Origin of the sequence: Agarivorans gilvus, assembly GCF_001420915.1 — a bacterium.
GTDB classification, from domain to species: domain Bacteria; phylum Pseudomonadota; class Gammaproteobacteria; order Enterobacterales; family Celerinatantimonadaceae; genus Agarivorans; species Agarivorans gilvus.
This window is the reverse complement of sequence record NZ_CP013021.1, coordinates 2,929,807-2,953,939: the sequence shown is the minus strand read 5'-3', so window position 1 is coordinate 2,953,939 and position 24,133 is coordinate 2,929,807. Positions and strand designations below refer to the sequence as shown.

Sequence of the window (24,133 nt, the reverse complement as noted above, 5' to 3'; positions counted from 1 at the left end):
TTAAACGTTCTCTTGGCTACTAGCTTGATGGTGATGGTGGTCGTGTTCATCACAAACATGATGGTGGGTATAAACCGCCAGCTGCTGACGCTCGTTCTGGGCAAATAGCCGAGCAAACTCTGGGTGCTGTGCCACACTCTCTGGTTCACCGTGACAGCAAACATGATGATTTAGACAAATCACATGGTCGGTACCAGCCATGACTAAATGCAAATCGTGGGAGACCAACAACACCGCGCAATCAATTTGTTGGGCGATATCGGAAATTAATTGATAAAGCTCAATTTGCCCCGAAATATCAACACCTTGCACAGGCTCATCTAAAACCAATAGTTGTGGCTCACCGAGCAAGGCACGGGCCAACAGTACCCGCTGCATCTCTCCACCCGACAAGCGCACTAGCTGCCGCTGTAATAGGCCTTCAATACTAAGTTGCGAAATCACCTTGTTTAGGCGCTTACGTGAATAATGACGCGCTAACTTCAAAAAACGCTCAACGCTTAAGGGAAAGGATTCGTCAACGCTAATTTTCTGCGGCACATAACCAATCCGCAATTTTGAGGCACGAGTAATATTACCGGAGTCGGCAGGAATCAAGCCAAGAATGACTTTAATTAAGGTACTTTTACCTGCCCCATTAGGACCGATCAGGGTAGTAATTTGGCCGCGATTAAGCTCGAGTGACACATGGTCAAGAACCATGCGCTGGTCAAAGCTAACACAAATATTGTTTAGCGAAAGTAAGGTGGTCAATACCAAATCCTATAGATAGTTCGTTCGTTAGAACCCAGCGAAGTATGCTTGGGGGGCACTATTCTACACTAGATGTTACACTATCGTATTATTTTACCAAATCATCTAACAAAGCCTGTATGCGTAAACTGTTTTTTATCTTAATGTTAATGGCCTTTCCTAGCTGGGCCAGCAGTCCAAATATCCTAGTAAGCATCAAACCCTTACAACTGCTGATTAACAGCCTTACCGAAGGGCAATATCAAGTTGATTACCTGGTGAGCCCCAATGTATCCCCCCATGATTACGCCTTGCGCCCGTCGGATGTACGCGCCCTTCGTCAAGCCGACTTGGTGATTTGGGTAGGGGAAGAACTAGAACCCTTTCTAAGTAAGCCACTCAGCCAAAGTGATAGCCAACAACTAAAGTTACTGGACATAGAAGGACTAGAGCTTATCAAGGGGGAAGCCGAGCATGAACATCATGGCGATCACCACCACGAGTTAGACCCGCACATCTGGCTAGGGCCTAAGCAAGCGCGCGATATTGCGCGAGCCGTGACCAAACAATTGATCGCAATGCAAGTCAAACCCCAAGCAGAATTGGAGCAGCAACTCATTCGCTTTAATCAAAAGCTGGACCAGCTAGTGAGCGATATGAAGCAACAACTAGAGCCGGTAAAACACCAAGGCTATTTCGTTTTCCACGATGGCTATAGTTACTTTGAGCGTTACTTTGCTTTGAACCGCCTAGGCGAATTTACCATCAATCCCCAGCGCCGCCCCGGGGCTAAAACCCTGCAGCATATTCGCCAACAACTAGCGCAAGGCAAGGCCCAGTGTATTTTTGCCGAACCCCAGTTTAATGGCGCATTATTGGAAACCATTAGCCAAGATAGTGGGGCTAAAATCAGCCTGCTTGACCCCTTAGGCATCACCGTGAAAAATTCCGCCAATGGCTATTTTGATTTATTGCAGCAGTTAGCTAACAGCTATCGAGACTGTCTATTCGTTGATGGCAATCAATAAACGCAAAAACGGAGCTTAACGCTCCGTTTTCTATTGCTGCGGCCAGATTAAATCACCCGAGAAAACTGCTGGCGCCTAGCTTGATTACGGAAATACACATCAAAACACATGCAAATATTGCGTATCAACAAGCGCCCCTTGTTACTCACTTGTATCCCCTGCTCGCTTAGCTCAACCAAGCCATCTTCTACAAAAGGCTGTAATAGCTGTACATCTTCGGCAAAGTAAGACTGAAAATCGATGCCAAACAGCTGCTCTAAATCACCAAAGTTCAATTGAAAGTTGCAAATCAGTCGCTTAATTAACTCCCGGCGAATCAAGTCATCTTGATTCAGTGCTATCCCCTTCCACTGGGCATGACCTAGGCTATCGATCTGCGCGTAATAGCTTTTTAGCTCTTTCTGATTCTGACTGTAGGCGTCACCCAGCATCGAGATGGAAGAAACACCCAAGCCCAATAAATCGGCCTCACCTTGAGTGGTATAACCCTGAAAGTTACGATGTAATTGCCCCTTGCGTTGGGCAATCGCCAATTCATCTTCCGGCTTAGCGAAGTGATCCATACCGATGAACTGATATGCATGTTGGCTTAAAAATTCGATGCTATCGCGCAAAATACCCAGACGCTGCTCGCTAGTGGGCATCTTAGTTTCATCTATCTTACGTTGTGCAGCAAAGCGACTGGGTAAATGGGCATAGTTAAATACCGATAAGCGGTCAGGGTTTAACTCAATCACTCGTTGCAGGGTTTGCTTAAAGCTATCACGCGTTTGGTAAGGCAAACCGTAAATCAGGTCAATATTAACTGAGCCAAAGCCCACCGCTCTGGCCCGCTCGACTAAGGCAAAAATAAACGCTTCGTCTTGCTCTCGATTAACCGCCTGCTGTACCTGTTTATTGAAATCTTGCACTCCTAAGCTGAGGCGATTAAAACCTAGCTCGGCTAATAGATCGATGGTGCTTAATTCAATTTCTCGAGGGTCGACTTCAATGCTGATTTCCGCAGCATCGGCAAAATCAAAGTGCTGGTACAACAGCGAAGTGAGGCGTTTTAACTGAGCTGCATCTAAATAGGTTGGTGTGCCACCTCCCCAATGCATTTGGCTAACCTGGCGCTGCTTGAAGCGCCCCGCCTGGAGTTCAATTTCGCGCTCTAGGTAATCAAGGTAAATATCCGCCTTATGTTGGTGGCGAGTAATGACCTTATTGCAGCCGCAGTAGTAACAAAGCTTATGACAGAACGGAATATGCACGTACAACGATAGCGCCCGCTCGGGATACTTAGCACAGGCCTCTTGAAACTGCGGCTCTGCAAAAGCCTCGCTAAATTCTAAAGCCGTAGGATAAGAGGTATAGCGAGGGCCAGAATAGTTATACTTTTCAATTAACTGCTGGTCCCAATCTACCGCTGATGATGCCATTTAGTTTCTCCTAGAGCAGGTCTACACTAAGCTCGGTCAGCGCTTTAGCTTCTTCTATAATCTGCTGTCTCAATGTTTCTTCTTCAGCTTCACGCTGAAGATCCTGACGCATTCTTTGCTGACGAGGCAATTTGTTGCGAGCTTCATGAGTAGGCAATTGTTTTACTGAATTATACAGTTGAAATACGCTAGGGAAACGCTCAGCCCAATCAATTCGCTTAGGCGTTTGCAGGGCCATTAACAGATTACTGATACGGATCACACCTTCAGACAAACCGCAGCGATCATCAACCATGGCGCTGGCAATATAACGAATATCACCCAATAAATTCTCATTACGCTTAGTCAAAGCCCGCTGAATTACTTTACGCTGACCCATTAAACGCCCCACCAATAAGGCCGCATAAGTCGCCAACGACAAAATGATCAGCAGCGCAACAACCGCCCACCACATCATAAAAACTAATCCTTATACTGATCTAAAGAAGAACTATTTAACGAACGCCATAGTTGTTCGTCACCATCCAAGTCCTCGTCTTCTTCTGTCTCTTCAGATAAACCTAACTCACGCAACAGTTCGGCGTGACGAGCTAGCTGTTGATCTAACCACTGCTGCTCTTGGGCAGAAATTTTACCGCCCTCATCCAAGATATCGATAAGCGCTTCAACACGGGTATCTGCTTCCAACTTGGCTAGCTCTTGCTCTGGGCTCAATACTGGTGCTTTGGCTTTCGGTTTCGCTGGCTTAGCCGGCGCTGTCGTCGTTACCCCAAGTGGCACCGGGGCCTTACTGCCAATGCGCGGATCCTTTTCTTGCTTAAGCACAGCGTTAGACGAATCTTTCTCAAGACTTTGTTGACGACTGCCAGCGCTTTTGCCCTTACCGATTTTTTTACGGTCAGGTACGGCAACACGTTTAGCTTTAAAGTCAGGATCTTTACGTACCCCAATTAAGCCGCCCTTGCGGTTTTTTTTTCTAGACATCTTGTTTACCTCTGCGGAATAGCGCCACATCAGGGCCGACTATTTCCAAACTCATTTGATAGAATTCTGCTAACCAGTGAAACGTTTTATCGCTATAAAACGCCACGTGGGTAGGGTCATTTTTATAGTGCCAGTGAGCAAATACCTCGATCCCCCAATGGCGTTTAGTCATTACTGCTAATAAACCCGTAGCAGTCACCAAACTAGTTAGTTGCTGCCAAGACTGCGCCGGATGATTAAAATGCTCCACCACTTCACTACAAGTGACCAAGTCATAATCTCGGCTTAACAATTCCTTGTCTGGGTAATATATAGGATCATAGTTTAGCAATTGGTGACCTGCTTGCGCGAACAACACACTCAGTGCAGGGCCCGGACCACAGCCAAAATCCAAACCAACAACCGGCGCTGTTAGCGCGGCAATAGTAGGCTCACTTAAGCGTTGTAAAAAGCCTAAATAAGCAGGATCTTGTGGGTCATTATTATGTAAGTCGTACTGCGCTTTTTCGGCTTCAGTACTCAACACATCTTGTGGATCAACAAAAATCAAATCGCAAACGTTGCAGAGCCAATATTGGCAACGTTTATTACGATAAAAATCGTTGCAAGCTGTCGCATTACAGAGGGGACAATTCACCAACCACACCTAGCCGTATTTTTCAGGGGCGCAAGTGTAACACTAACAACAAAGATGGCGAATATTAAATCAGTTGTTGTTGGGCAGCAGCTGCTGCCCATTCACTCTTAGTGCAAGCCACCAAGGTATTGTGACAAAATTTCGATATCGTCATCGCTAAGCTTGGCCGCAACGTCACGCATCATACCGTTAAGGTCGTTGGCACGCTCACCGCTACGGAAGGCTTTTAACTGATTTTCAATGTAACTGGCGTACTGCGAAGAAATACGAGGGAAACGAGCTAAGCTATGGCCTACACCACGCGGGCCGTGACACGCTGTACAAGCCGCAATGCCACGCTCGATGTCGCCACCCATAAATAATTTTTGACCCGCCTCTACATATTCAGGTGCGGTAGTATTTGGACTCATTGGTTGAGCAGAAAAATATGCGGCGATATCTTCCATGTCTTGCTCTGAAAGCGGCATAGCCATGCCACCCATAATGGCATTATTACGCCCTTCTGCACCGCCACTCTTCATTGCGGCTTGGAAATCTTTAAGCTGTTTAACCAAATACCCAGCATGTTGGCCTTCTAATTTAGGGTAAGCCAAGGCCTCGCCTTGATCGTTATGGCAAGCTTTACACGATGCAGCTTTTTGCTCTCCAGCGACAGCGTCACCCTTGGCCCATACAGGACTGGCAACTCCCGCCAATAAGATTAAAACTAAGGTAAGTTTTTTCATGACATTCCATTTATTAGTATTATTCCAAACCACACACTGGCGCCCGTGTTACAATGCGCGAGTCCAGTAACGGCATTATTTTACACAATTTTGCCAAAAACGTAATGTATTACCCTAATTTCCTTGTGGAGCTCAACATCACCATGGCGCAATATCATTTTCAAAACACCCACTTCATTACTAGCGCGCCGAATATTCAGGCAATGCCTGAAGATAGCGGGATTGAAGTCGCCTTTGCCGGACGCTCTAACGCTGGTAAATCCAGCGCATTAAATGCTTTAACCCGCCAAAAAAGCCTTGCCAGAACCAGTAAAACGCCGGGCCGGACACAATTAATTAACGTTTTTGAAATAAGTGAAGGCTTTCGATTAATCGATTTACCTGGCTACGGCTTTGCTCAAGTTCCCGAAGAAATTAAGAAGCAATGGCAAAAATCGTTGTCTGAATATCTACAGGATAGACAAAGCCTGCAAGGTATTGTTGTACTCATGGATATTCGACACCCATTTAAAGACACCGACAATGGTTTGATTCAATGGGCAGTAGACTGTGACCTACCGGTATTGGCCTTATTAACCAAGGCCGACAAGCTGAAACAAGGCGCTCGAAAAGCTGCGGTGTTAAAAGGCCGTGAAACCGCTAAAGCCTTTGGTGGAGAGGTACGAGTTGAAGCCTTTTCCTCATTAAAAAAACAAGGTCTGGATATTCTGCAAAATACCTTAGCCAGTTGGTTTGATCAACATCAGGCCGAACCGCTCAACGACCAGCAATAAAACCTTCACAACTCACATTAAGCTGCAACAAATGGGCAATTAAGCGAGAAAGTTTCATCATTTTCTCGCAATACACCTCTTGCTTCACAACTTCCCTCAAAATTTAAGCCACGGCTAAATATTGCAATCAGGCTACCGAAGAACGTAAAAATTCAGCCGCTGAAGCCCGCTATAATGTCGCAAAAACTAATGAGGAAACACCATGAACCAAGACAAAGCCAAGCCGCTTGAGTCACATGCTGCAGAAACAACCAGCGATGCCGAAGCCGTGACTAAAGCTGATTTAGCCAGAGCCTCACAGCTCAAGCCAATCAGCAGCCCGTTAGTCACACACATGTATACTGCCGACCCCTCGGCCCATGTCTTTAACGGCAAATTATATATCTATCCTTCACACGACGTTGATAACGGTCAGCCTTTAAATGACAACGGCGACCACTTTGACATGCGCGATTACCATGTGTTCTCCTTAGATCGTCCCTTTGGCGTGGTAAGCGACCATGGTAAGGCCTTAGATGTAAAAGACGTGCCTTGGGCCGAGAAACAAATGTGGGCCCCTGATGCGGCAGAGAAAGACGGCAAATACTATTTGTATTTTCCTGCACGCAACCACGACGGCATTTTTCAAATTGGTGTCGCGGTTGGCGAGCAGCCTGAGGGACCTTTTATACCCCAGCCAGAAGCGATTAAAGGTAGCTTTAGCATCGATCCTGCGGTGTTTAAAGACCAAGACGGTAGCCACTACATGTATTTTGGTGGTTTATGGGGCGGACAACTGCAATGTTGGCGCGATGGTGAGTTTGGCGAAGAGCAGTTCCCACAAGACCAACAAGCCGCGCTACGGCCATTTGTCGCTAAACTGAGTGACGACATGCTGGAATTTGCCGAGCCACCGCAAGCCATCGACATTGTTGATGAGAATGGCGAGCTGCTACTAGCCGGAGATAACCATCGCCGCTATTTCGAAGGGCCATGGATGCACCAATACAATGGTCGCTATTACTTCTCTTATTCGACGGGTGATACTCATAAAATCGTTTATGCTAGCAGTGATTCGCCTTACGGTCCCTTCCGCTATGAGGGCGTAATACTAGAGCCAGTGTTAGGTTGGACCACCCATCACTCCATTGTCGAGTTTGAAGGTAAATGGTACTTGTTCTACCACGACAGCACTCTGTCGGCAGGGCAAACCCACTTACGCAGCATCAAAATGGCAGAATTGACCATCGACGAGAATGGTAAGATTACCCCCATCAAGCCTTATTACGATTAAACGTAGCTAGCTTGCCAAGACGCTCAATTTATCTTGGGCAAAAAAAAGCCCCATTCTTTGAATGGGGCGAGTAAGAAAAGAATTCTTAAAAACTGAAAGCACTATTCCAATTGCATTAATTAAGACTTAACTAAAATAGATTAGTTCACATTTTTTTAAAAAACGTGCATTTTATTTGCTATTGCTTTCAGCAGCACTTTCACCATGACTTACCAAACAGTCGGGCAAACCATAATTTATCTATCTTCCAGATGATTTTTCAAAGAGAAAACAGTAGCAAATTTTCACTCCAGGTATTTTTAAAACATAAAAGCGAAATAAAATAACACAATAAAAATTCACAAGAAAAGTGCTCAATCGAGCCTTAAGAATAGGGGGAAATGGAGTTTAAAGCGGTTATAAAAGAAAAAACGCCCCGATGTAAACCATCGAGGCGGCAAAATAGCCTTTTTCAACTACGTGAAATAAAGGTCTGAAAGATAGAACATCTTACCTCTGTACCCTACAAGTGCTACTTTAGAGCATCACCGATGAAAAATAAAGCATTTTTTGTAATCTAATTTCATGTTTCATGGTGTTTCAGGTTTTTTTATTACGCGAAAAGCCTTTCATTATTACTAAATGCTAAACCCGAGCCATAAGCACAAAAAAAGGAAGCCTAAGCTTCCTCAAATTAGACAAAATTCGCTATTTAATGTGCTTCATCCCAGTTGTTGCCCACACCTGATTCAGCCACCAAAGGTAGATCTAAGTGAACCGCTTGCTCCATTAACTCGGTGAGTTTGGGCACGACTCGTTCCAACTCACTTTCTAAAACCTCAAACACCAATTCATCGTGCACCTGCATCAACATTCTACAGTGCTCATCGGCTTGGGTATCTAACCAAGTGGCTACGGCAATCATGGCCTTTTTGATAATATCGGCGGCGGTGCCTTGCATGGGCGCATTAACCGCAGCCCGCTCGGCGGCTTTTTTACGCATGCCATTACGCGAATTAATCTCAGGTAAATATAAACGGCGGCCAAATAGGGTTTCTACATAACCGTGTTGCTGACAAAAATCACGGGTAGTATCCATATAATCGAGCACCGCTGGGTAACGTTCAAAATAACGATTCATATAGGTTTGCGCGTCGGCTCGGGCAATGCCTAGCTGCTTAGCCAAACCAAAGGCGCTCATGCCATAAATCAAACCAAAGTTAATTGCCTTAGCGCTACGACGCTCATCGCTACTCACCGCCTCTAGCGACTTACCAAATACCTCTGCCGCGGTAGCTTTGTGAATGTCTTCGCCCGCGGCAAAGGCGCTTAACAAACCTTTATCTTGAGAAAGGTGAGCCATAATACGTAGCTCAATTTGTGAGTAATCGATGGCCACCAACTTATAACCTTCCGCCGGAATAAAGGCCTGACGCACCTTGCGGCCCTCTTCATGACGGATCGGAATATTTTGTAAATTAGGATCGCTAGACGAGAAACGCCCGGTGGCCGTGACCGCTTGGTGATAAGAGGTATGTACTCTCCCAGTGCTTGGTTCCACCATCTTTGGCAACTTGTCGGTATAAGTAGACTTTAATTTAGACAAGCTGCGGTATTCCAAAATAACTTTGGGCAAGCTGTAATCTAAAGCCAACTCTTGTAGCACTTCCTCAGCGGTGGACGGTGCGCCCTTAGGGGTCTTCTTCACTACCGGCAAGGCCATTTTTTCAAACAAAATATGTTGCAGCTGCTTGGGTGAACCCAGGTTGAAAGGTTCACCCGCTAAGTCATGAGCCTGCTTTTCTAAGCCATCAATACGCTCTGCCAGAGAAAGACTATGCGCCGCCAATACTTGGCTATCAATGCGCACACCCTGACGCTCGGTTTTAGATAAGATACTTACCAGTGGCAGCTCTACTTTTTCAAACAGGCTCTGTAATTTGGCTTGCTGCTGCAACTTGGGCCATAGGGTTTGGTGCAGACGCAAAGTAATATCGGCATCTTCAGCAGCATAAGGTGCCGCGGTTTCCAGTTCTATTTGATTAAAAGTAAGCTGCTTAGCCCCTTTGCCGGCAATATCTTCAAACTTGATGGTTTTGTGCTGTAAGTATTGCAACGATAAAGAATCCATATCATGGCGAGTCAAAGTACTGTTTAAGACATAAGACTCCAGCATGGTATCGTACTTAATACCTTTTAAGTCGATCCCATAGCGCGCCAATACGCTAGCGTCGTATTTAAGATTTTGCCCCAGCTTAGCCTTGCAGGGATCTTCCAACCAGGGTTTCAGCTGAGCTAATACCCAGTCCCTATCTAATTGCTCCGGCGCATTCAAATAATCATGCGCTACCGGCAAGTAGGCCGCTTTACCCGCTTCCACGGCAAAAGATAGCCCTACTAATTCTGCCTGCATATAATTCAGCGAGGTAGTTTCGGTATCCAAAGCTACTAGCTCTGCTTGCTGTATTTTCTCCAGCCAAGTAGCAAAACTTTGTTTATCTAGAATGGTCTCGTATTCACCACTCAGCTCAGCGGCAGCTTGAAGCGTTGCTTCACTGGCTTCGCCGTCCTGCGGATTGGCGGGTTCAGCAGTTGAGCCACCTTTAGCTTGATTGTCTAGCGCTTCACTTAACCAGCGCTTAAATTCTAATTCGCCAAATAACTTCACCAAGGTATCGGTATCTTCCTCTAGACGTTGCATATCTTGCATCGTCAAACCCACCTCTACGTCGCATTTAATGGTGGCCAATAAATAAGACAGCCGCGCATCTTCTGCATGCTCTCGCAATTTCTTCGGCATGGTCTTGGCCCCACGAAAGCCTAACTCTTGCACTGCATCGGGATCGGCTAATAGCTGCTCTACCCCGCCCACTCCCTGCAACATGGCTAAGGCGGTTTTCTCACCCACACCGGGTAAGCCGGGTATGTTATCCACCTTATCGCCCATCAGGGCTAGGTAATCGATAATCAATTCTGGTGGCACACCAAATTTCTCTTCAACACCAGCGCGGTCCATAACCGTATTGGTCATGGTATTAATTAAGGTGATGTTGTCATCAACCAGCTGCGCCATGTCTTTATCGCCGGTACTAATTATCACCGCTTTATTCTCGGCAGAAGCTTGTTTAGCCAAAGTGCCAATCACATCGTCAGCTTCCACTCCGGGTATGGCGATCATCGGCAAACCCATGGCCTTAATCACCGCATGCAGTGGCTCAATTTGCGAACGAAGATCATCGGGCATAGAGGGACGATTGGCTTTGTACTGCTGATAAATCTCATCGCGGAAGGTTTTGCCCTTGGCATCAAATACCACCACGATATGCTCGGGCTTAAATTGCTTAAGTAGACTGCGCAACATGTTAACCACACCATAAACCGCACCGGTGGGCTCGCCTTTTGAGTTAGTTAAATGTGGAGGCGCATAGAAGGCACGATATAAATAAGAAGAGCCATCAACAAGTACAAGAGCTTGGTCGGGAAGGGCTGCCATTAAGATGATCCATGGTTCTGATTTTCAATGCGCTTGATGATGCCACAGCCGCTGTTAATGCACCAGAGCAATAGGCTTTTACCATGAACAGCTTGTGGATAAGTCTGTTGACAAGCAGCAACAATTCTCTCGCGAAAAATTCACAAGATTAACAAGGAAAAATAAAACCCTTTAATTACAGCGAGTTAAAAACAAAGAAAGACTAACAAATGGAGCAGCAAACAATTCCCTTGGTGTGGAAAACGTCATTCCATGACTTTTCTTTTGGCCCGTCCTGACGAATAAACAATCAACTTGTCGCGGGCAGGTGGAACAATATAGAAGATTACTCTACGGCAAACCTTGGAACAGATCACATTTTAACCAGCGCAAAAATATTATTTGTTTTGTTAAAACTTGGCACGTTTTAGCGAGCTTAATAAGCTAGCACAAGCACTTGAAAAAGCCTCGGAGTTTGCACACTCAAACCAGGCACTTTGGCTTAAAGCATCATAACGCCACCACCATAATTGTTGCTCCAAATAAAAACCGAGCACTTGCCAGTCAGCCCCCTGCTCCATAAAGGCAATGGGCCAAGCCTGCTGTTCAACAAAGCCTTGCGCCAAAGCTAGAAATTGCTCTTCAGAAAAACTGCGGTTCAGCTTAACCACCGCAAACTCAGCCAGTACCGTATAAACCTCATCTAACTGCTGCATGAGATCTCCAAGCATTTACCCCACGCAGGTGGCGGCGCAGCAAAGCGCTCGGCATCAGCTTGGCGTTCATAAGGGCGCTGCAATACCTGATGTAGGGCATGCAACTCTTTAAAGTCACCTTGTTCGGCTTGTTCTATGGCTTGCTGAGCCAAATAGTTACGCAATACATAAAGTGGTACATGCTGCTTAATACTCACGCAGCGCTGCTTATCGTTCAACTGATTATCTTGGCAACGCTGACGATATTGTTTTAGCCAAGGTTGCCAAGCCGGACTGAGCTGCTCAGCTAGGCTGTCTAAGGGTTGAGCTAGGGTCCGCAAGCTTTGCTGATAATCGACTCCCTGCTCGGCCATTAATTGGAACAAGCCAGCCAGTAAGGCTTCGTCTTCGCTGTGCCACTGGGTAAGCCCCAGTTTGTCTAGCATTAACTGTTGATAGTGCTGATTAATCCGTTGCTGATAACGCATCCATAAGGGTTCTGATTGAGCACTCGGCACATAGTCAGACAAGGCCTGAGCCAAACGCTGCAAATTCCATAAGCCCACTGCTGGCTGTTGATTGTAGGCATAACGCCCATAGTAATCGCTGTGATTACAAATATGCGCGGGTTTATAGTCATCCAAAAAGCCAAAGGGCCCATAATCGATGGTTAAACCTAAAATCGACATATTGTCGGTATTCATCACCCCATGACAGAAACCTTCGGCCTGCCATTGAGCGATCATTAGAGCGGTGCTATCCACCACCTGTTCTAGCATGGCTAACACCGGATTTTCAGCGCTTAAACACTCTGCAAAATAGTGCTCTAAACAAAACTCGATCAAACGCTTTAAGGGCTGGGTCTGTTGCTGGTAGTAAAGATATTCAAAATGACCAAAGCGAATATGACTGGGCGCCATACGTAACAGCATCGCTTCGTTTTCCATTCGCTCACGTTGCACCAATCCCGTACCCACCGATAGACTTAAGGCGCGAGTAGTGGCAATACCTAAAGCGGCCATCGCTTCGCTGGCTAAAAATTCACGAATAGTCGAGCGCAGTACCGCCTTACCATCACCTTGACGAGAAAAAGGGGTTAAGCCAGAGCCTTTAAGTTGCAGCTCCCAATGCGCTCCTTGAGCGGTTTTATGCTCGCCCAACAGCAGTGCTCTGCCGTCACCCAATTGCGGACTATAACCGCCAAATTGGTGGCCAGCATAAACACTGGCCACTGGCTGCATGCCCGACAATGTTCGCTGACCCGCGGTAATCTCCGCGAGTTCGGTGTGAATAAAATCAGGCTTTAGGTCGAGCTCTTGGCTGGCCGCCTCACTCACAATCACTAACTGAGGATCGCTTAAAGGCGTAGGTGGCTGCTGATGGCACAGCTCGGGCAAGGCTTGAGCGAAGCGATTGACAAATTCCATAGCGGCCTCTTGTTAATGGTTCAAAGAAAATAATTAAGCTTGGTATTGATCGATTAAAGCTAAAAATTGATAACCGTAACGTTCTAGCTTTTTCAAGCCAACACCACTAATCGCCAGCATTTCGTGCTGGGTTTGCGGTTGCTGCTGAGCCATTTCTATTAGCGTAGCATCATTGAATACCACAAACGGAGGCACCGACTCTTCATCAGCTAAACGCTTTCTTAAGTTACGCAGCAAAGCGAACAAACGTTTATCGTACACCCCATAATTAGCGGTTTTTTTACTTTGTTTAGTAGTATTGATACGCGGTACCGCAAGCGACAGTGGAAGCTCCCCTTTTAGAAAGGGTCGGGCCGCTTCGGTGAGCTGCAGCACCGAACTGCGTGCGATGTTTTGCTGTAACAAGCCCAAATGAATCAGCTGACGTAATACACTCATCCAATGCTCGTGACTGGCGTGTTTGCCAATTCCATGGGTAGATAACTTATCATGGCCTTGCTCTAGAATGCGCTGACTCATGCTGCCACGCAAGACCTCAATAACATAACCAATGCCAAAACGCTGACCTAGACGATACACGCAAGACAGCGCTTTTTGCGCATCTTGCAAGCCATCGTATTGCTTGGGCGGATCTAAACACACATCGCAGTTACCACAGGCGGTAGCCAAATATTCGCCAAAGTAATTCAACAATACCTGACGACGACAAGTTTGCGCTTCAGCAAAGGCCACAATGGCATTAAATTTATGACTTTCTACGCGACGTTGCTGCTCGTCTTCATTTTCTTCAATCATCCGCCGCAACCAATTGGCATCAGCGGGGTCGTAAAGTAATACCGCTTCGGCCTCGGTGCCATCGCGCCCGGCCCGTCCAGTTTCTTGATAATAAGCTTCGATGTTACGCGGAATGTCGTAGTGAAACACATACCGCACATTGGGTTTGTCGATGCCCATACCGAAGGCCACCGTAGCCACCACCACTTCTACCTCATCACGCTGAAATTGCTCTTGTACTGATTGCCGTTCGGCAATGGGCAAACCTGCATGATAGGCGGCGCTGCGGATCCCTTCGGCACTTAACTTATGCGCCAATTCTTCAACTCGCTTGCGGCTAGAGCAATAAACGATGCCACTGTCTTCTCGGCGGCGTTTAACAAAATCACTGAGCTGCTGCCAAGGCCGGTATTTTTCCTGCAGGGTATAGCGAATATTCGGCCTGTCGAAGCTCGAGACTAGGGTGAAGGCTTCGGTTAAATTCAAGCGCTGCAAGATATCTTGGCGAGTGGTATCGTCGGCGGTAGCGGTGAGTGCCACCAAGGGCAAATGCGGAAAATGTTGCTTGAGGCAACCCAGAGCGTTGTACTCAGGGCGAAAATCATGCCCCCACTGGGAAATACAATGGGCTTCGTCTATGGCAAACATAGCCACATTGAGTTCGGCCAAACGGGCCAATAAATCACCGTTAATCAAGCGCTCCGGGGAAATATATAACAGCTTAATTTCGCCCTGCTGCAGGCGACGGTAGATTTGAAACTGCTGCTCACGCTCTAGCGTAGAATTAAGATAAGCGGCATTCACTCCGTTGCGCTGCAGGCTATCCACTTGGTCTTTCATCAAGGAAATCAGCGGTGATACCACTACAGTTAAACCCGTTTTAACGATGGCTGGGATCTGATAACACAACGACTTACCACCGCCGGTGGGCATAATCGCCAAACAGTCTTGATTGTCGAGCAGTCGCTGAATGACTTCCGCCTGCCCAGTTCTGAACTCGGCAAAACCAAAGACATCTTGTAATACTTGCTGGGCTCGTTGCATTCGCGCTAATAATCCAAAACTGAGGAGAAAACCAAACGGCCGAACATTGTAATCAAGCCTTGCGGTCTTGTCTTGGTTTGCCTTTATTCTTTTCTCGGGATAGAGTATTCAAACAAGCGTTTAACTTTCACAAGGGAAACCATGACCAGTCCACGACAGCAAAAATGGCGGCAAGCCATCGCCGATACCTTCATTCAAAAGATGCCCTTTAATCAGCTACTTGGGATTGAGTTAGTTGATTACAGCGCAACTGGGGTAAGCCTTAAGCTAGCAATGCGTGAGGAGCTGATAGGCAATCCAGTTCACGGTATACTGCATGGTGGTGTGACTGCGACCATTCTCGATGTAGCCGGAGGGATGACTGCCGCTGCGGCTGCGGTACAACGTATGGAGCATTTATCTAGCAAAGAGCTGTCCCAGCGCTTAAGTAAAACCGGCACTATCGACCTACGAATCGACTATCTTCGCCCCGGCGTAGGGGAATTATTCTTTGCCTCAGCTGAAGTGATCCGCTCAGGAAATAAAGTCACAGTAACACGCATGGAGCTGCATAATCAGGCAGGTACCCATATCGCCTTTGGTACCGGAACCTACCTAGTGGGTTAGTGCACTAAAGTTGCCAAGCCTAAGCAGAAATTTAGCCTTACACAAGACACAAAAAGCATAGTTTTTACTGAACTATAACTATACTAATTATTGGTCACTCTCAGCGTCAAAGGTCAACGAATATTATGAGCACAAGTCACAACGCACCTCTGCTTAGCGAAACAATGCAGCGAATATTGCTGGAAGCTCAGCAATATAGCCAAAAGTTTCATATAGAGGAGTTAGAACAATGGCTTGAACACGAATTGCACGGCTATGGTGATTTTGCCCATTTTCCTGATTATCGCATCGTTGAGTGTAAGCAACTGGGTATCTTTGTTAAACCCGGCCAACAACTGCAACATTTTGAAGAAATCCACGACGACTGTTTAAACGAGCGGGATCGTTGTGTATTGCGCTATCTGCATATTCATCAGTCTTTACATGAATGCTTAAGCAACGATGAAGAGATCCAACAAGCTTGGCCGATGCGTATTCTTGCTAGCTACGCCAATGACATCATTCCTGGTTACAACTGTGTTCGCGCTTGGCAAAGCTATCATGCGCCCTTAAACGAACGCTTTATTCAGGGGGTATTAGGTCACTTACTGCACTTGTTAGAACTTAACCAGCAACCCGAGACCAAAGATCTATTAGGCAAAATTGGTCAACTATGCCAAGCCGAATACCACTTACATAAAGCTTGGCGTAGACTTTATAGCGATAGCCCTTTAGAAGCCTAAGCCCGCTCCCACTGCGATAGCACTAAAATAAGCTATGGTTGATTAACAACCTCCCTGCTACACTATTCCATCTTTTTTATCCAACGCCTCTTTTATGCCTGACCAATCTGCAAAGCATGGTGTTTTATTTGCCCTTGCTGCCTATATTATGTGGGGAATTGCCCCAATCTATTTTAAAAGTTTAAGCACGGTTCCGGCTTATGAAATTTTGGCTCACCGCATCGTCTGGTCCTGCGTTTTTGTTGCCGGTTTATTATGGCTCGGCAAACAATGGCCGGCGGTAGCGGCGGTATTCAAACACCCCAAACAATTAGCGACCTTAAGCCTAACCTCGCTACTCATCGGCGTTAACTGGCTGGTATTTATTTGGTCGGTGAACAACGACCGATTACTCGATGCCAGCTTGGGTTATTACATCAATCCACTATTTAATGTGGTCTTAGGTATGCTATTTCTTGGTGAGCGCTTTCGCCGTGCACAGTGGTTGGCAATTGGTCTCGCCTTGGTAGGGGTGATGATACAAGTGATTAGTTACGGTTCGCTGCCATGGATTGCGCTTACCTTAGCCACCAGCTTTGGCCTCTATGGGCTGTTACGCAAGAAGGTAAATCTAGCCTCTCTGCCCGGATTATTTGTCGAAACCTTGTTTCTATTCCCCTTGGCCGCCGCTTATTTATTGTTTTTTGCTAGCTCTAGCAGCAGCAACTTAAGCAGCAACAGCACCAGCTTAAACCTCTTACTACTCAGTGCAGGTATTGTTACCACGCTACCTTTACTGTGTTTTGCGGCCGCAGCGATACGTTTACGCTTATCCACCATTGGTTTCTTTCAGTACATCGGCCCATCATTGATGTTTGTTTTGGCCACCAGCTTATTTGGTGAAAGCTTAAGCCCAGTAAAACTGCTTACCTTCGCCTTTATTTGGTTGGGTTTAATGGTATTTACCTGGGATGCTTGGCGTAATCAGCGGCAGCTACGCGCCGCCGCACAAGTCAAAGCGGCGCGTTAAATCGCCGCTAAGCGGGCATAAGCGAGAACTAACCACTTGGCTCCGGCTTCTTCAAACTGCACCTGTACTCGGCTTTGCTGGCCAGAGCCCTCATAGTTGAGTACGATGCCCGCACCAAACTTGGGATGAGAAACCCGCTGGCCTAAGCTAAAACCACTGTCATCAAAGGCGGCTTGCTGCACTTGTGAAGAAAAACGCCCCTGCTGCAGCGGCCGGCTCACCGTGGTATTTAAGCGCACCTCTTCCAAGCAATCACTGGGTAGCTCCCGTAAGAAGCGTGAAGGCGGATGAAACACTTCTTTACCCCATAAACGGCGACTTTCGGCGTGACAAAGATAGAGTTTTTCCATGGCCCGAGTCATGCCCACATAACACAGGCGACGTTCTTCTTCTAAGCGGCCCGACTCTTCGGCAGATTGCTGACTAGGGAACATGCCCTCTTCCACTCCCACCAAAAATACCACTGGGAACTCCAAACCTTTGGCGCTGTGTAAAGTCATCAACTGCACCGCCGCTTCATCGGCTTCGGCCTGATTATCTCCGGCCTCTAGCGCCGCATGCGATAAAAATGCTACCAATGGAGAGAGCTCTTGGTCTTGCTCCATTTGAGTAAACTGCTGGGTCGCGGTGACTAGTTCGTCGAGGTTTTCTACTCGCGCCTGCGCTTTTTCACCTTTCTCCGCTTGGTACATGGCCAATAAGCCAGAGCCCTTAATCACATAATCACTCTGCTCGCCCAGCGCCATATCTTGGGTTTGTAATTTAAGCTGTTCAATAAGCTGAACAAAATTCTTTACCGCGTTGGCGGCTCGCCCCGACAAGGCATTGTGCTGTAGGCAATGCTCCACCGCTTGCCATAAACTCAGCTGCTGCTCACGAGCGGCCTGACGCAATAAGTCTATGGTTCGTTGGCCTATGCCACGAGTGGGAGTATTCACCACCCGCTCAAAGGAAGCGTCATCATGAGGATTACTAATTAAGCGCAAATAAGCCAAGGCATCTTTAATTTCTTGACGTTCGAAGAAGCGCAAACCGCCATAGATACGATAGGCTAGGCGCTCCTGCATAAGGGCTTCTTCCAATACCCGCGATTGAGCGTTATTTCGATATAAGATGGCGCAGTCCGAAAGGCTCGCCCCCTGCTGCTCCACCCGTTGTTGGATCCGCGCCACCACGAAACGTGCCTCATCAATATCGTTGAAGGCGGTATACACCGAGATCAACTCACCTTCTTTGTCATCGGTCCACAGACTCTTACCCATGCGCCCCTGATTATTTTCAATCAACTGGTTAGAGGCTTTAAGAATGTTGGCGCTACTACGGTAGTTTTGTTCTAAACGGATGGTATTAACCTTGGGCACATCTAACTCAAAACTTTGAATATTTTCAATTTTAGCGCCACGCCAGCCATAGATAGACTGGTCATCGTCACCCACAATGGTAATGTTGTTATGCTCGGTGACCAGCATCCGTAACCAGGCATATTGAATGGTGTTGGTATCTTGAAATTCGTCCACCAAAATATGGCGAAAACGCTGCTGATAGTGCTGCAGAACCTGCGGTTTCTTCAACCATAGTTCGTGTGCTCTTAGCAATAACTCGGCGAAATCAACCAAACCGGAGCGGTCACAGGCTTGTTGATAGGCCTGGTAAATCTCTAACTGCTTACGCTCAATCGGGTTATGGCTATAGTCAACGTGTTCGGCGCGTTGGCCTTCGTCTTTGCGAGCATTGATATACCACTGCACTTGCTTAGCCGGCCATTGCTTCTCATCCAGATTCATGGCTTTAATCAAGCGCCGCAATAAGCGGTATTGATCGTCAGAATCGATGATTTGAAAGTCTTCCGGCAAGCCTGCATCGCGATAGTGAGCGCGCAGTAAGCGGTGAGCCAAGGAGTGAAAGGTGCCCATCCACATGCCCTGAAAGCGACTGCCGACTAACTTTTCAACACGCGAGCGCATCTCAGCTGCGGCCTTGTTGGTAAAGGTTACCGACAAAATTGAAGTCGGAGAGACGTTTTCTACCTGCATCAACCACGCAATGCGGTGCACCAATACCCGTGTTTTACCGCTGCCTGCACCGGCTAATAACAACATATTACTGGGGGGCGCAGCTACTGCTTCGCGTTGCTTATCATTAAGACCGTCTAACAGCTCAGAAATATCCATGGGGTACTCTTGTGGAGGAAAAACACCTGTATATTATAACAGGTGTTGCAGTTGTGCCAGTTGGCTAATTTCAATATCCGGTAGGCTTTGTAGCTGGCGCGCTTGTTGACCATCTTGATTCAGCCAAATCGAGCGATAGCCTGCTTTAATTGCGCCAGCAACATCGGTAATACAGTGGTCGCCCACATGGGCGATTTGCTGAGGGGCAAGCCCCATAATTTGGCTGGCGTGCAGATACATACTAGGCTCAGGTTTGGCTTTAAACTCGCCACCGGCTTTAAGCTCGAGTTCAAAAATACCCGCCAAACCAATTCGCTGAATGTCCACATTGCCATTAGTAATCGCCAGTAAGCGGTAACGCGTAGCCAGTTGTTTAAGTAAACACAAGCTAGCCTCTGGAACCGTGAAGTCACTGCGTACTGCAATAAACTGTTCAAAGATAGAGGCAGCTAATTGGCTTGCTTGCTCAGGCGCGATGCCATGTTCAACAAAGGCTAGGCGCAACCAAGCCTTACGGCAAGCACTCACATCGCCACGCAACTCTGGGTGCAACTTCAATACTTTACGCTTATAAGCCTGCCATTGCTTAGGGCCGAGATGGGAGGTGGCATGCACTTCGGATTTCAAGTAATCCATTAACCATTGTTCAGCACCTTGTATGTAACGATGGTTATCGTAAAGGGTATCGTCTAAATCAAAAGACAAAGCCTGAACCGGCGACCAACTTCGATAAAAAATCATTCTCGACTCGCTTAAGGTTTGCGTTTTGCTCTAGGGTGGGCCGCATCGTAAGAGCTGGCTAAATGAGCAAAATCAAGATGGGTATAAACTTGGGTGGTGGCCAAATTCGCGTGTCCTAATAGCTCTTGCACCACCCGTAAGTCGCCGCTGCTTTCTAATAGGTGAGTGGCGAAGGAGTGGCGTAGCTTATGCGGGTGAAGAGTGCTAGAAAGGTGCATCTGCTTAGCCCAGTGTTGCAAGCGTTTTTGCACCGAGCGATGGCTAATTCGCTGCTGGCGACTACTGACAAATAATGCTGGCTCGTCTTCGTCCATCACCAACAAACGGCGCTGTTTCAGCCATTGTTTCAAGGCTTGCTCGGCCTTGCTACCAAAGGGCAGCCAACGCTGCTTATTACCTTTACCGGTGACAATCACTTGCCGCTGGGCGAAATCCACATCGTTGACATTCAGTGCCACCAATTCAGCCAAACGCATACCACTGGCATACAATAGCTCCATCATCGCTAAGTCGCGACAACTCAGTAAGTCATCATTGGGCATAGACAACAACTGATTCAGCGCGTCAACATCGAGGTTTTTTGGTAAAGGTTTAGCTTGCTTGGGTGCAGATACGCCCACCACCGGGTTAAAGCTGACGATTTGCTGCTGCACTAGGTAATGAAAAAAACTGCGCAGAGCCGATAACTTGTTGGCCATGGAACGGGCCGATAAACCGCGGCTTTTCAGTTTCAGTAACAGCGTTCTTACTCGGTCACTGTCTACCTGTTGCCAGCTGTCGCAACCCAATTGGGCGAACAGCTTGCTTTGTTCTAATAAACTGCGCTGATAGGCACTAATGGTCGCCGGACCATAGCGGCGCTCTACTTCGAGGTGATGTAGGAATAACTCTATCTGCTGCTGCATACTCAACCGCAGCGTTGCTCTTGTACTGGCACTAAACGTTGCATCAAACTGCCGATGACTTGGCAAAGCTGGGTAAGCAATAAGCTATCCATGCCCGCCACATAATGGTCGGCATCGTGGCTGGCCGCCACAAAAAATCCCAGCTCAGCATTATGGCCTAAGGGCATTAACGCCACCGATGCCAAGCCGTCGATATCATTAAATAACAGCTCCAGCTCACCCTTGGTCATGCGACCAAAATAATGCGGCTGATGGCTTAAGCGGGTCACTCGAATTCGCTCGATTTGCTCTTGCTCTAAAGCAAACTCGGGCGATAACTCGCTTAAATCAAAGTGCTGCTGGTTTAAACGTAAAGAGACACAAGCCACGCCCAAATCATCTACCAAGGCACGGCTTAAGCGGTGTTGTAATTCGGCAAAAGAGTCGCAGGCCATTAAGTCTGGCAAGAGGTCAACATAGACGTGATAGATCCGCTCGTTCAGGCTAGCCACCGTCATTAGGTCGGTAATTTCCTGTTCCAAGCTCAGTACCTTATCGCGCAGCCGCTGTACTTGCAGCTCCACTAAAGATACCGCTCCCTTCTCTTTGTGGGGTAAGCGCAGCTGTTTAATCAACTGCGGATGACGCATGAAGAAATCTGGATTATCCAACAGGAATTCTAACACCAGAGTTTCATCAATCAGCAAAGGCTGGGAGAGATCAAAATCACTCATATATGTACCTGTCCATCAAACACTATGGTTGCCGGTCCGGTCATTTTCACCGGTTTGCCTTCCCCTTCCCATTGAATACGTAAGCGTCCACCGGGCAAATCAACGTTTACCGTCTCATCTAATTTGCCCTGTTGGCGTCCCACCACCATCGCGGCACAAGCACCGGTGCCACAGGCCAGCGTTTCACCCACGCCACGCTCAAAGACCCGCAATTTAATATGCTTAGGGTCGATAATTTGGCTAAAGCCTACATTCACTTTTTGTGGAAAGCGCTCATGATTCTCTAAACGTTTACCCACGGTTTCTAGCGGAGCTTGGCTAATATCATCCACCTCAATCACGCAATGGGGATTCCCCATCGACACCACTCCTGCAAACACTGTTTGCTCACCATCGCGTAAGATGTAAGTTTTTTCGGCCTTTTTAGCACGGAAGGGGATCTTGCTTGGCTCAAAAATCGGCACGCCCATATTCACCGTTACTTGGCCGTCATTCTCTACGTGCAGTACAATTTTGCCGGACTTGGTGCTGACCCCAATGCTGCGTTTGTTGGTCAGGCCCTTGTTTACCACAAAACGGGCAAAACAACGGGCACCATTACCACATTGTTCTACTTCACTGCCATCGGCATTAAATATCCGATAGTGAAAGTCTAATTCAGGATCATAAGGTGGCTCTACCACCAAAAACTGATCGAAACCAATGCCGAAGTTGCGGTCAGCCAAGCGGCTGATCACTTCTTGATTGAAAAACACATTTTGGGTGACATTGTCGATCACCACAAAATCATTTCCCAAGCCATGCATTTTTGTAAAGTTAACCAGCATTGGCTTATCCTTCAGGCAGTAAGGCTTCGCCGGCCCATAAGGACACTAGCTCTTCACGCTTACGCACTAGGTGAGCCTGTTCACCATCCACCATCACCTCTGCGGCACGACAGCGCGAGTTATAATTGGAACTCATGGTGAAACCATAGGCACCTGAGGAACGCACTGCGATGTAGTCATCGGCTTGAATGGCCAACTCGCGGTCTTTACCGAGAAAGTCGCCAGTTTCACAAATCGGTCCTACCACATCATAGCTACGAGAGCTTAGCTCGGGGCGCTTAATCACCGGAACAATTCGTTGCCAAGCACTATATAGCGAGGGACGGATCAGATCGTTCATCGCGGCATCCACAATCGCAAAATTCTTCGATTCAGAGATCTTTAAGAATTCCACCTTAGATACCAAAATGCCGGCGTTAGCCATGATGGCTCGCCCTGGTTCAAATAACAGTTTTATCTGACGGTTGCCTAAACGCTCGGCCAAAGCACGGGCATAATCGGCTGGCTCAGGTGGGGTTTCTTGGTCGTAGTTCACGCCAAGACCGCCACCCACATCAAGGTGCTCAATTACAATGCCTTGCTCGGCTAATAGGTCGATTAAGGCGAGTAATTTATCGATAGCCTCAACAAAGGGAGAGATTTCGGTGAGCTGTGAGCCAATATGGCAATCAAGCCCCACCACGTTTAGGCCCGGCAGGCTTGCAGCATAAGCGTAAGCCTCCGCTGCGCGCTCGATGGCGATGCCAAATTTGTTTTCTTTTAAACCGGTTGAGATATAAGGATGAGTACCAGCATCAATGTCGGGATTAATTCGCAATGAAATCGGCGCTGACTTACCCAAATGTTGAGCGACTTTACTAATGCGGTCTAGCTCTGGCTCCGACTCTACGTTAAAACAGTAAATTCCATGCTCTAGGGCATTGGCTATTTCTTGTTCGGTTTTACCCACCCCAGAGAACACCACTTTACTAGGGTCGCCACCAGCTTGAATTACTCGAGCCAATTCACCGCCAGAAACAATATCAAAACCCGAGCCCATACGTGCCATCAAGTTCAATACCGCTAAGTTGGAATTAGCTTTTACTGCATAACAGATCAAATGGGGACGCTCACCCGCCGCCTTATCAAAGGCCTGCCAATGACGTTCTATGGTGGCACGCGAATACACATATAGAGGCGTACCGTAGGTGTTTGCTAAATCAGCTACCGAGCATTGTTCTGCATATAAGTGCTCGTTTTGATAACTAAAAAAATCCAATGATCTGTCCTTTTATGTTGCCCAGCTTACTCGCTTGGCGTTACTTGCTGTGGCGCGTTCTCTGGCGCGGGTTGCGGATGAGTGAGTGGTCCTTTTTGACCACAAGCACTTAAGCCTATGCTTAGCAAAATAACGGCGATTGCTTGTTTGTTCATGATTAAGCCATGATTCTTTTTTGAATGCCCTCTATAATCCGCATTCGAAGCAAGAAAAGCAA

General features: G+C 47.3%; 23 protein-coding genes. 6 read left to right on the top strand and 17 right to left on the bottom strand.

All coding sequences use genetic code 11. The features are described 5' to 3' along the window. Entirely contained in the window at positions 1-753 is a 753-nt protein-coding gene (znuC, locus tag AR383_RS13865) for a zinc ABC transporter ATP-binding protein ZnuC (protein ID WP_055733670.1), read from the bottom strand. Between the two features lie 119 nt (positions 754-872). On the opposite strand from znuC, the gene znuA reads away from it, so the two are divergent. Beyond that, the gene (znuA, locus tag AR383_RS13860; protein WP_055733669.1) at positions 873-1,760 is read left to right on the top strand and encodes a zinc ABC transporter substrate-binding protein ZnuA; all 888 of its coding nucleotides are present in this window, start codon (positions 873-875) and stop codon (positions 1,758-1,760) included. Positions 1,761-1,807: 47 nt separating this feature from the next. Here the strand turns inward: znuA and hemN are convergent, their stop codons facing one another. The 5 genes from hemN to AR383_RS13835 all read right to left on the bottom strand — a co-directional run bounded on the left by hemN (position 1,808) and on the right by AR383_RS13835 (position 5,527). Beyond that, positions 1,808-3,181 (bottom strand): oxygen-independent coproporphyrinogen III oxidase, encoded by a 1,374-nt coding sequence (gene hemN / locus AR383_RS13855; RefSeq protein ID WP_055733668.1) that lies wholly within the window; start codon positions 3,179-3,181, stop codon positions 1,808-1,810. Between the two features lie 10 nt (positions 3,182-3,191). After that, a complete protein-coding gene (locus AR383_RS13850; RefSeq protein WP_055733667.1) occupies positions 3,192-3,638 on the bottom strand; it encodes a DUF2489 domain-containing protein in 447 nt (148 codons plus the stop codon). 5 nt (positions 3,639-3,643) lie between these two features. Further along, on the bottom strand, positions 3,644-4,165 hold the full coding sequence (gene yihI / locus AR383_RS13845) for a Der GTPase-activating protein YihI (protein WP_055733666.1): 522 nt from the start codon (positions 4,163-4,165) through the stop codon (positions 3,644-3,646). Then, positions 4,158-4,715: a class I SAM-dependent methyltransferase gene (locus AR383_RS13840; RefSeq protein ID WP_188407383.1), complete on the bottom strand. Its 558-nt coding sequence runs from the start codon at positions 4,713-4,715 to the stop codon at positions 4,158-4,160. The genes yihI and AR383_RS13840 overlap by 8 nt, the downstream gene beginning before the upstream one ends. Positions 4,716-4,909: 194 nt before the next feature. Beyond that, positions 4,910-5,527 (bottom strand): c-type cytochrome, encoded by a 618-nt coding sequence (locus AR383_RS13835; protein ID WP_055733664.1) that lies wholly within the window; start codon positions 5,525-5,527, stop codon positions 4,910-4,912. Positions 5,528-5,664: 137 nt separating this feature from the next. On the opposite strand from AR383_RS13835, the gene yihA reads away from it, so the two are divergent. Together yihA and AR383_RS13825 are read left to right on the top strand one after the other, a co-directional pair. Beyond that, on the top strand, positions 5,665-6,300 hold the full coding sequence (yihA, locus tag AR383_RS13830) for a ribosome biogenesis GTP-binding protein YihA/YsxC (RefSeq protein WP_373869469.1): 636 nt from the start codon (positions 5,665-5,667) through the stop codon (positions 6,298-6,300). Between the two features lie 202 nt (positions 6,301-6,502). After that, positions 6,503-7,573: a glycoside hydrolase family 43 protein gene (locus tag AR383_RS13825; protein WP_083481612.1), complete on the top strand. Its 1,071-nt coding sequence runs from the start codon at positions 6,503-6,505 to the stop codon at positions 7,571-7,573. 691 nt (positions 7,574-8,264) lie between these two features. On the opposite strand, the gene polA is transcribed toward AR383_RS13825, so the two are convergent. The 4 genes from polA to recQ form a co-directional block, all read right to left on the bottom strand. Next, positions 8,265-11,045: a DNA polymerase I gene (gene polA, locus AR383_RS13820; RefSeq protein ID WP_055733663.1), complete on the bottom strand. Its 2,781-nt coding sequence runs from the start codon at positions 11,043-11,045 to the stop codon at positions 8,265-8,267. 389 nt (positions 11,046-11,434) lie between these two features. Further along, positions 11,435-11,740: a hypothetical protein gene (locus AR383_RS13815; protein WP_055733662.1), complete on the bottom strand. Its 306-nt coding sequence runs from the start codon at positions 11,738-11,740 to the stop codon at positions 11,435-11,437. Further along, entirely contained in the window at positions 11,728-13,146 is a 1,419-nt protein-coding gene (locus AR383_RS13810) for a protein adenylyltransferase SelO (protein WP_055733661.1), read from the bottom strand. Before AR383_RS13810 ends, AR383_RS13815 begins: the two co-directional genes overlap by 13 nt. A 33-nt stretch (positions 13,147-13,179) precedes the next feature. Then, a complete protein-coding gene (recQ, locus tag AR383_RS13805) occupies positions 13,180-14,964 on the bottom strand; it encodes a DNA helicase RecQ (protein ID WP_055733660.1) in 1,785 nt (594 codons plus the stop codon). A 141-nt stretch (positions 14,965-15,105) separates the two neighbouring features. Here recQ and AR383_RS13800 point away from each other — a divergent pair, with 141 nt between their 5' ends. The 3 genes from AR383_RS13800 (at position 15,106) to rarD (ending at position 17,301) form a co-directional block, all read left to right on the top strand. Beyond that, positions 15,106-15,570, top strand: a complete 465-nt coding sequence (locus AR383_RS13800; RefSeq protein WP_055733659.1) for a thioesterase family protein — start codon at positions 15,106-15,108, stop codon at positions 15,568-15,570. Between the two features lie 125 nt (positions 15,571-15,695). Next, positions 15,696-16,292 carry an AbiTii domain-containing protein gene (locus tag AR383_RS13795; RefSeq protein ID WP_157051745.1) on the top strand — a complete coding sequence of 199 codons (597 nt, stop codon included), beginning with the start codon at positions 15,696-15,698 and terminating at the stop codon, positions 16,290-16,292. Positions 16,293-16,386: 94 nt separating this feature from the next. Next, the gene (rarD, locus tag AR383_RS13790) at positions 16,387-17,301 is read left to right on the top strand and encodes an EamA family transporter RarD (RefSeq protein ID WP_055733657.1); all 915 of its coding nucleotides are present in this window, start codon (positions 16,387-16,389) and stop codon (positions 17,299-17,301) included. Here the strand turns inward: rarD and uvrD are convergent. The 7 genes from uvrD to lptM are packed head-to-tail and all read right to left on the bottom strand — an operon-like array spanning position 17,298 to position 24,071. Next, positions 17,298-19,472, bottom strand: coding sequence for a DNA helicase II (uvrD, locus tag AR383_RS13785; RefSeq protein WP_055733656.1), 2,175 nt, complete (start codon positions 19,470-19,472; stop codon positions 17,298-17,300). The two genes, rarD and uvrD, sit on opposite strands and share 4 nt — an antisense overlap. Positions 19,473-19,505: 33 nt before the next feature. Continuing rightward, complete coding sequence (locus tag AR383_RS13780; RefSeq protein WP_055733655.1) at positions 19,506-20,213, bottom strand: HAD-IA family hydrolase; 708 nt, start codon at positions 20,211-20,213, stop codon at positions 19,506-19,508. Positions 20,214-20,224: 11 nt separating this feature from the next. Beyond that, positions 20,225-21,118: a tyrosine recombinase XerC gene (gene xerC / locus AR383_RS13775; RefSeq protein ID WP_055733654.1), complete on the bottom strand. Its 894-nt coding sequence runs from the start codon at positions 21,116-21,118 to the stop codon at positions 20,225-20,227. 2 nt (positions 21,119-21,120) lie between these two features. Beyond that, entirely contained in the window at positions 21,121-21,831 is a 711-nt protein-coding gene (locus tag AR383_RS13770) for a DUF484 family protein (protein ID WP_055733653.1), read from the bottom strand. Next, on the bottom strand, positions 21,828-22,658 hold the full coding sequence (gene dapF / locus AR383_RS13765; protein WP_055733652.1) for a diaminopimelate epimerase: 831 nt from the start codon (positions 22,656-22,658) through the stop codon (positions 21,828-21,830). The genes AR383_RS13770 and dapF overlap by 4 nt, the downstream gene beginning before the upstream one ends. Before the next feature lie 4 nt (positions 22,659-22,662). Next, on the bottom strand, positions 22,663-23,916 hold the full coding sequence (gene lysA / locus AR383_RS13760) for a diaminopimelate decarboxylase (RefSeq protein ID WP_055733651.1): 1,254 nt from the start codon (positions 23,914-23,916) through the stop codon (positions 22,663-22,665). Positions 23,917-23,942: 26 nt separating this feature from the next. Continuing rightward, the gene (lptM, locus tag AR383_RS21325; RefSeq protein WP_083481611.1) at positions 23,943-24,071 is read right to left on the bottom strand and encodes an LPS translocon maturation chaperone LptM; all 129 of its coding nucleotides are present in this window, start codon (positions 24,069-24,071) and stop codon (positions 23,943-23,945) included. Positions 24,072-24,133 lie beyond the last annotated feature (62 nt).

Coding starts and splice junctions, on each gene's coding strand:
- znuA (WP_055733669.1), top strand. CDS start 873: ATGCGTAAACTGTTTTTTATCTTAATGTTAATGGCCTTTCCTAGCTGG.
- hemN (WP_055733668.1), bottom strand. CDS start 3,181: ATGGCATCATCAGCGGTAGATTGGGACCAGCAGTTAATTGAAAAGTAT.
- AR383_RS13850 (WP_055733667.1), bottom strand. CDS start 3,638: ATGATGTGGTGGGCGGTTGTTGCGCTGCTGATCATTTTGTCGTTGGCG.
- yihI (WP_055733666.1), bottom strand. CDS start 4,165: ATGTCTAGAAAAAAAAACCGCAAGGGCGGCTTAATTGGGGTACGTAAA.
- AR383_RS13835 (WP_055733664.1), bottom strand. CDS start 5,527: ATGAAAAAACTTACCTTAGTTTTAATCTTATTGGCGGGAGTTGCCAGT.
- AR383_RS13825 (WP_083481612.1), top strand. CDS start 6,503: ATGAACCAAGACAAAGCCAAGCCGCTTGAGTCACATGCTGCAGAAACA.
- polA (WP_055733663.1), bottom strand. CDS start 11,045: ATGGCAGCCCTTCCCGACCAAGCTCTTGTACTTGTTGATGGCTCTTCT.
- AR383_RS13815 (WP_055733662.1), bottom strand. CDS start 11,740: ATGCAGCAGTTAGATGAGGTTTATACGGTACTGGCTGAGTTTGCGGTG.
- AR383_RS13810 (WP_055733661.1), bottom strand. CDS start 13,146: ATGGAATTTGTCAATCGCTTCGCTCAAGCCTTGCCCGAGCTGTGCCAT.
- recQ (WP_055733660.1), bottom strand. CDS start 14,964: ATGCAACGAGCCCAGCAAGTATTACAAGATGTCTTTGGTTTTGCCGAG.
- AR383_RS13800 (WP_055733659.1), top strand. CDS start 15,106: ATGACCAGTCCACGACAGCAAAAATGGCGGCAAGCCATCGCCGATACC.
- AR383_RS13795 (WP_157051745.1), top strand. CDS start 15,696: ATGAGCACAAGTCACAACGCACCTCTGCTTAGCGAAACAATGCAGCGA.
- rarD (WP_055733657.1), top strand. CDS start 16,387: ATGCCTGACCAATCTGCAAAGCATGGTGTTTTATTTGCCCTTGCTGCC.
- uvrD (WP_055733656.1), bottom strand. CDS start 19,472: ATGGATATTTCTGAGCTGTTAGACGGTCTTAATGATAAGCAACGCGAA.
- AR383_RS13780 (WP_055733655.1), bottom strand. CDS start 20,213: ATGATTTTTTATCGAAGTTGGTCGCCGGTTCAGGCTTTGTCTTTTGAT.
- xerC (WP_055733654.1), bottom strand. CDS start 21,118: ATGCAGCAGCAGATAGAGTTATTCCTACATCACCTCGAAGTAGAGCGC.
- AR383_RS13770 (WP_055733653.1), bottom strand. CDS start 21,831: ATGAGTGATTTTGATCTCTCCCAGCCTTTGCTGATTGATGAAACTCTG.
- dapF (WP_055733652.1), bottom strand. CDS start 22,658: ATGCTGGTTAACTTTACAAAAATGCATGGCTTGGGAAATGATTTTGTG.
- lptM (WP_083481611.1), bottom strand. CDS start 24,071: ATGAACAAACAAGCAATCGCCGTTATTTTGCTAAGCATAGGCTTAAGT.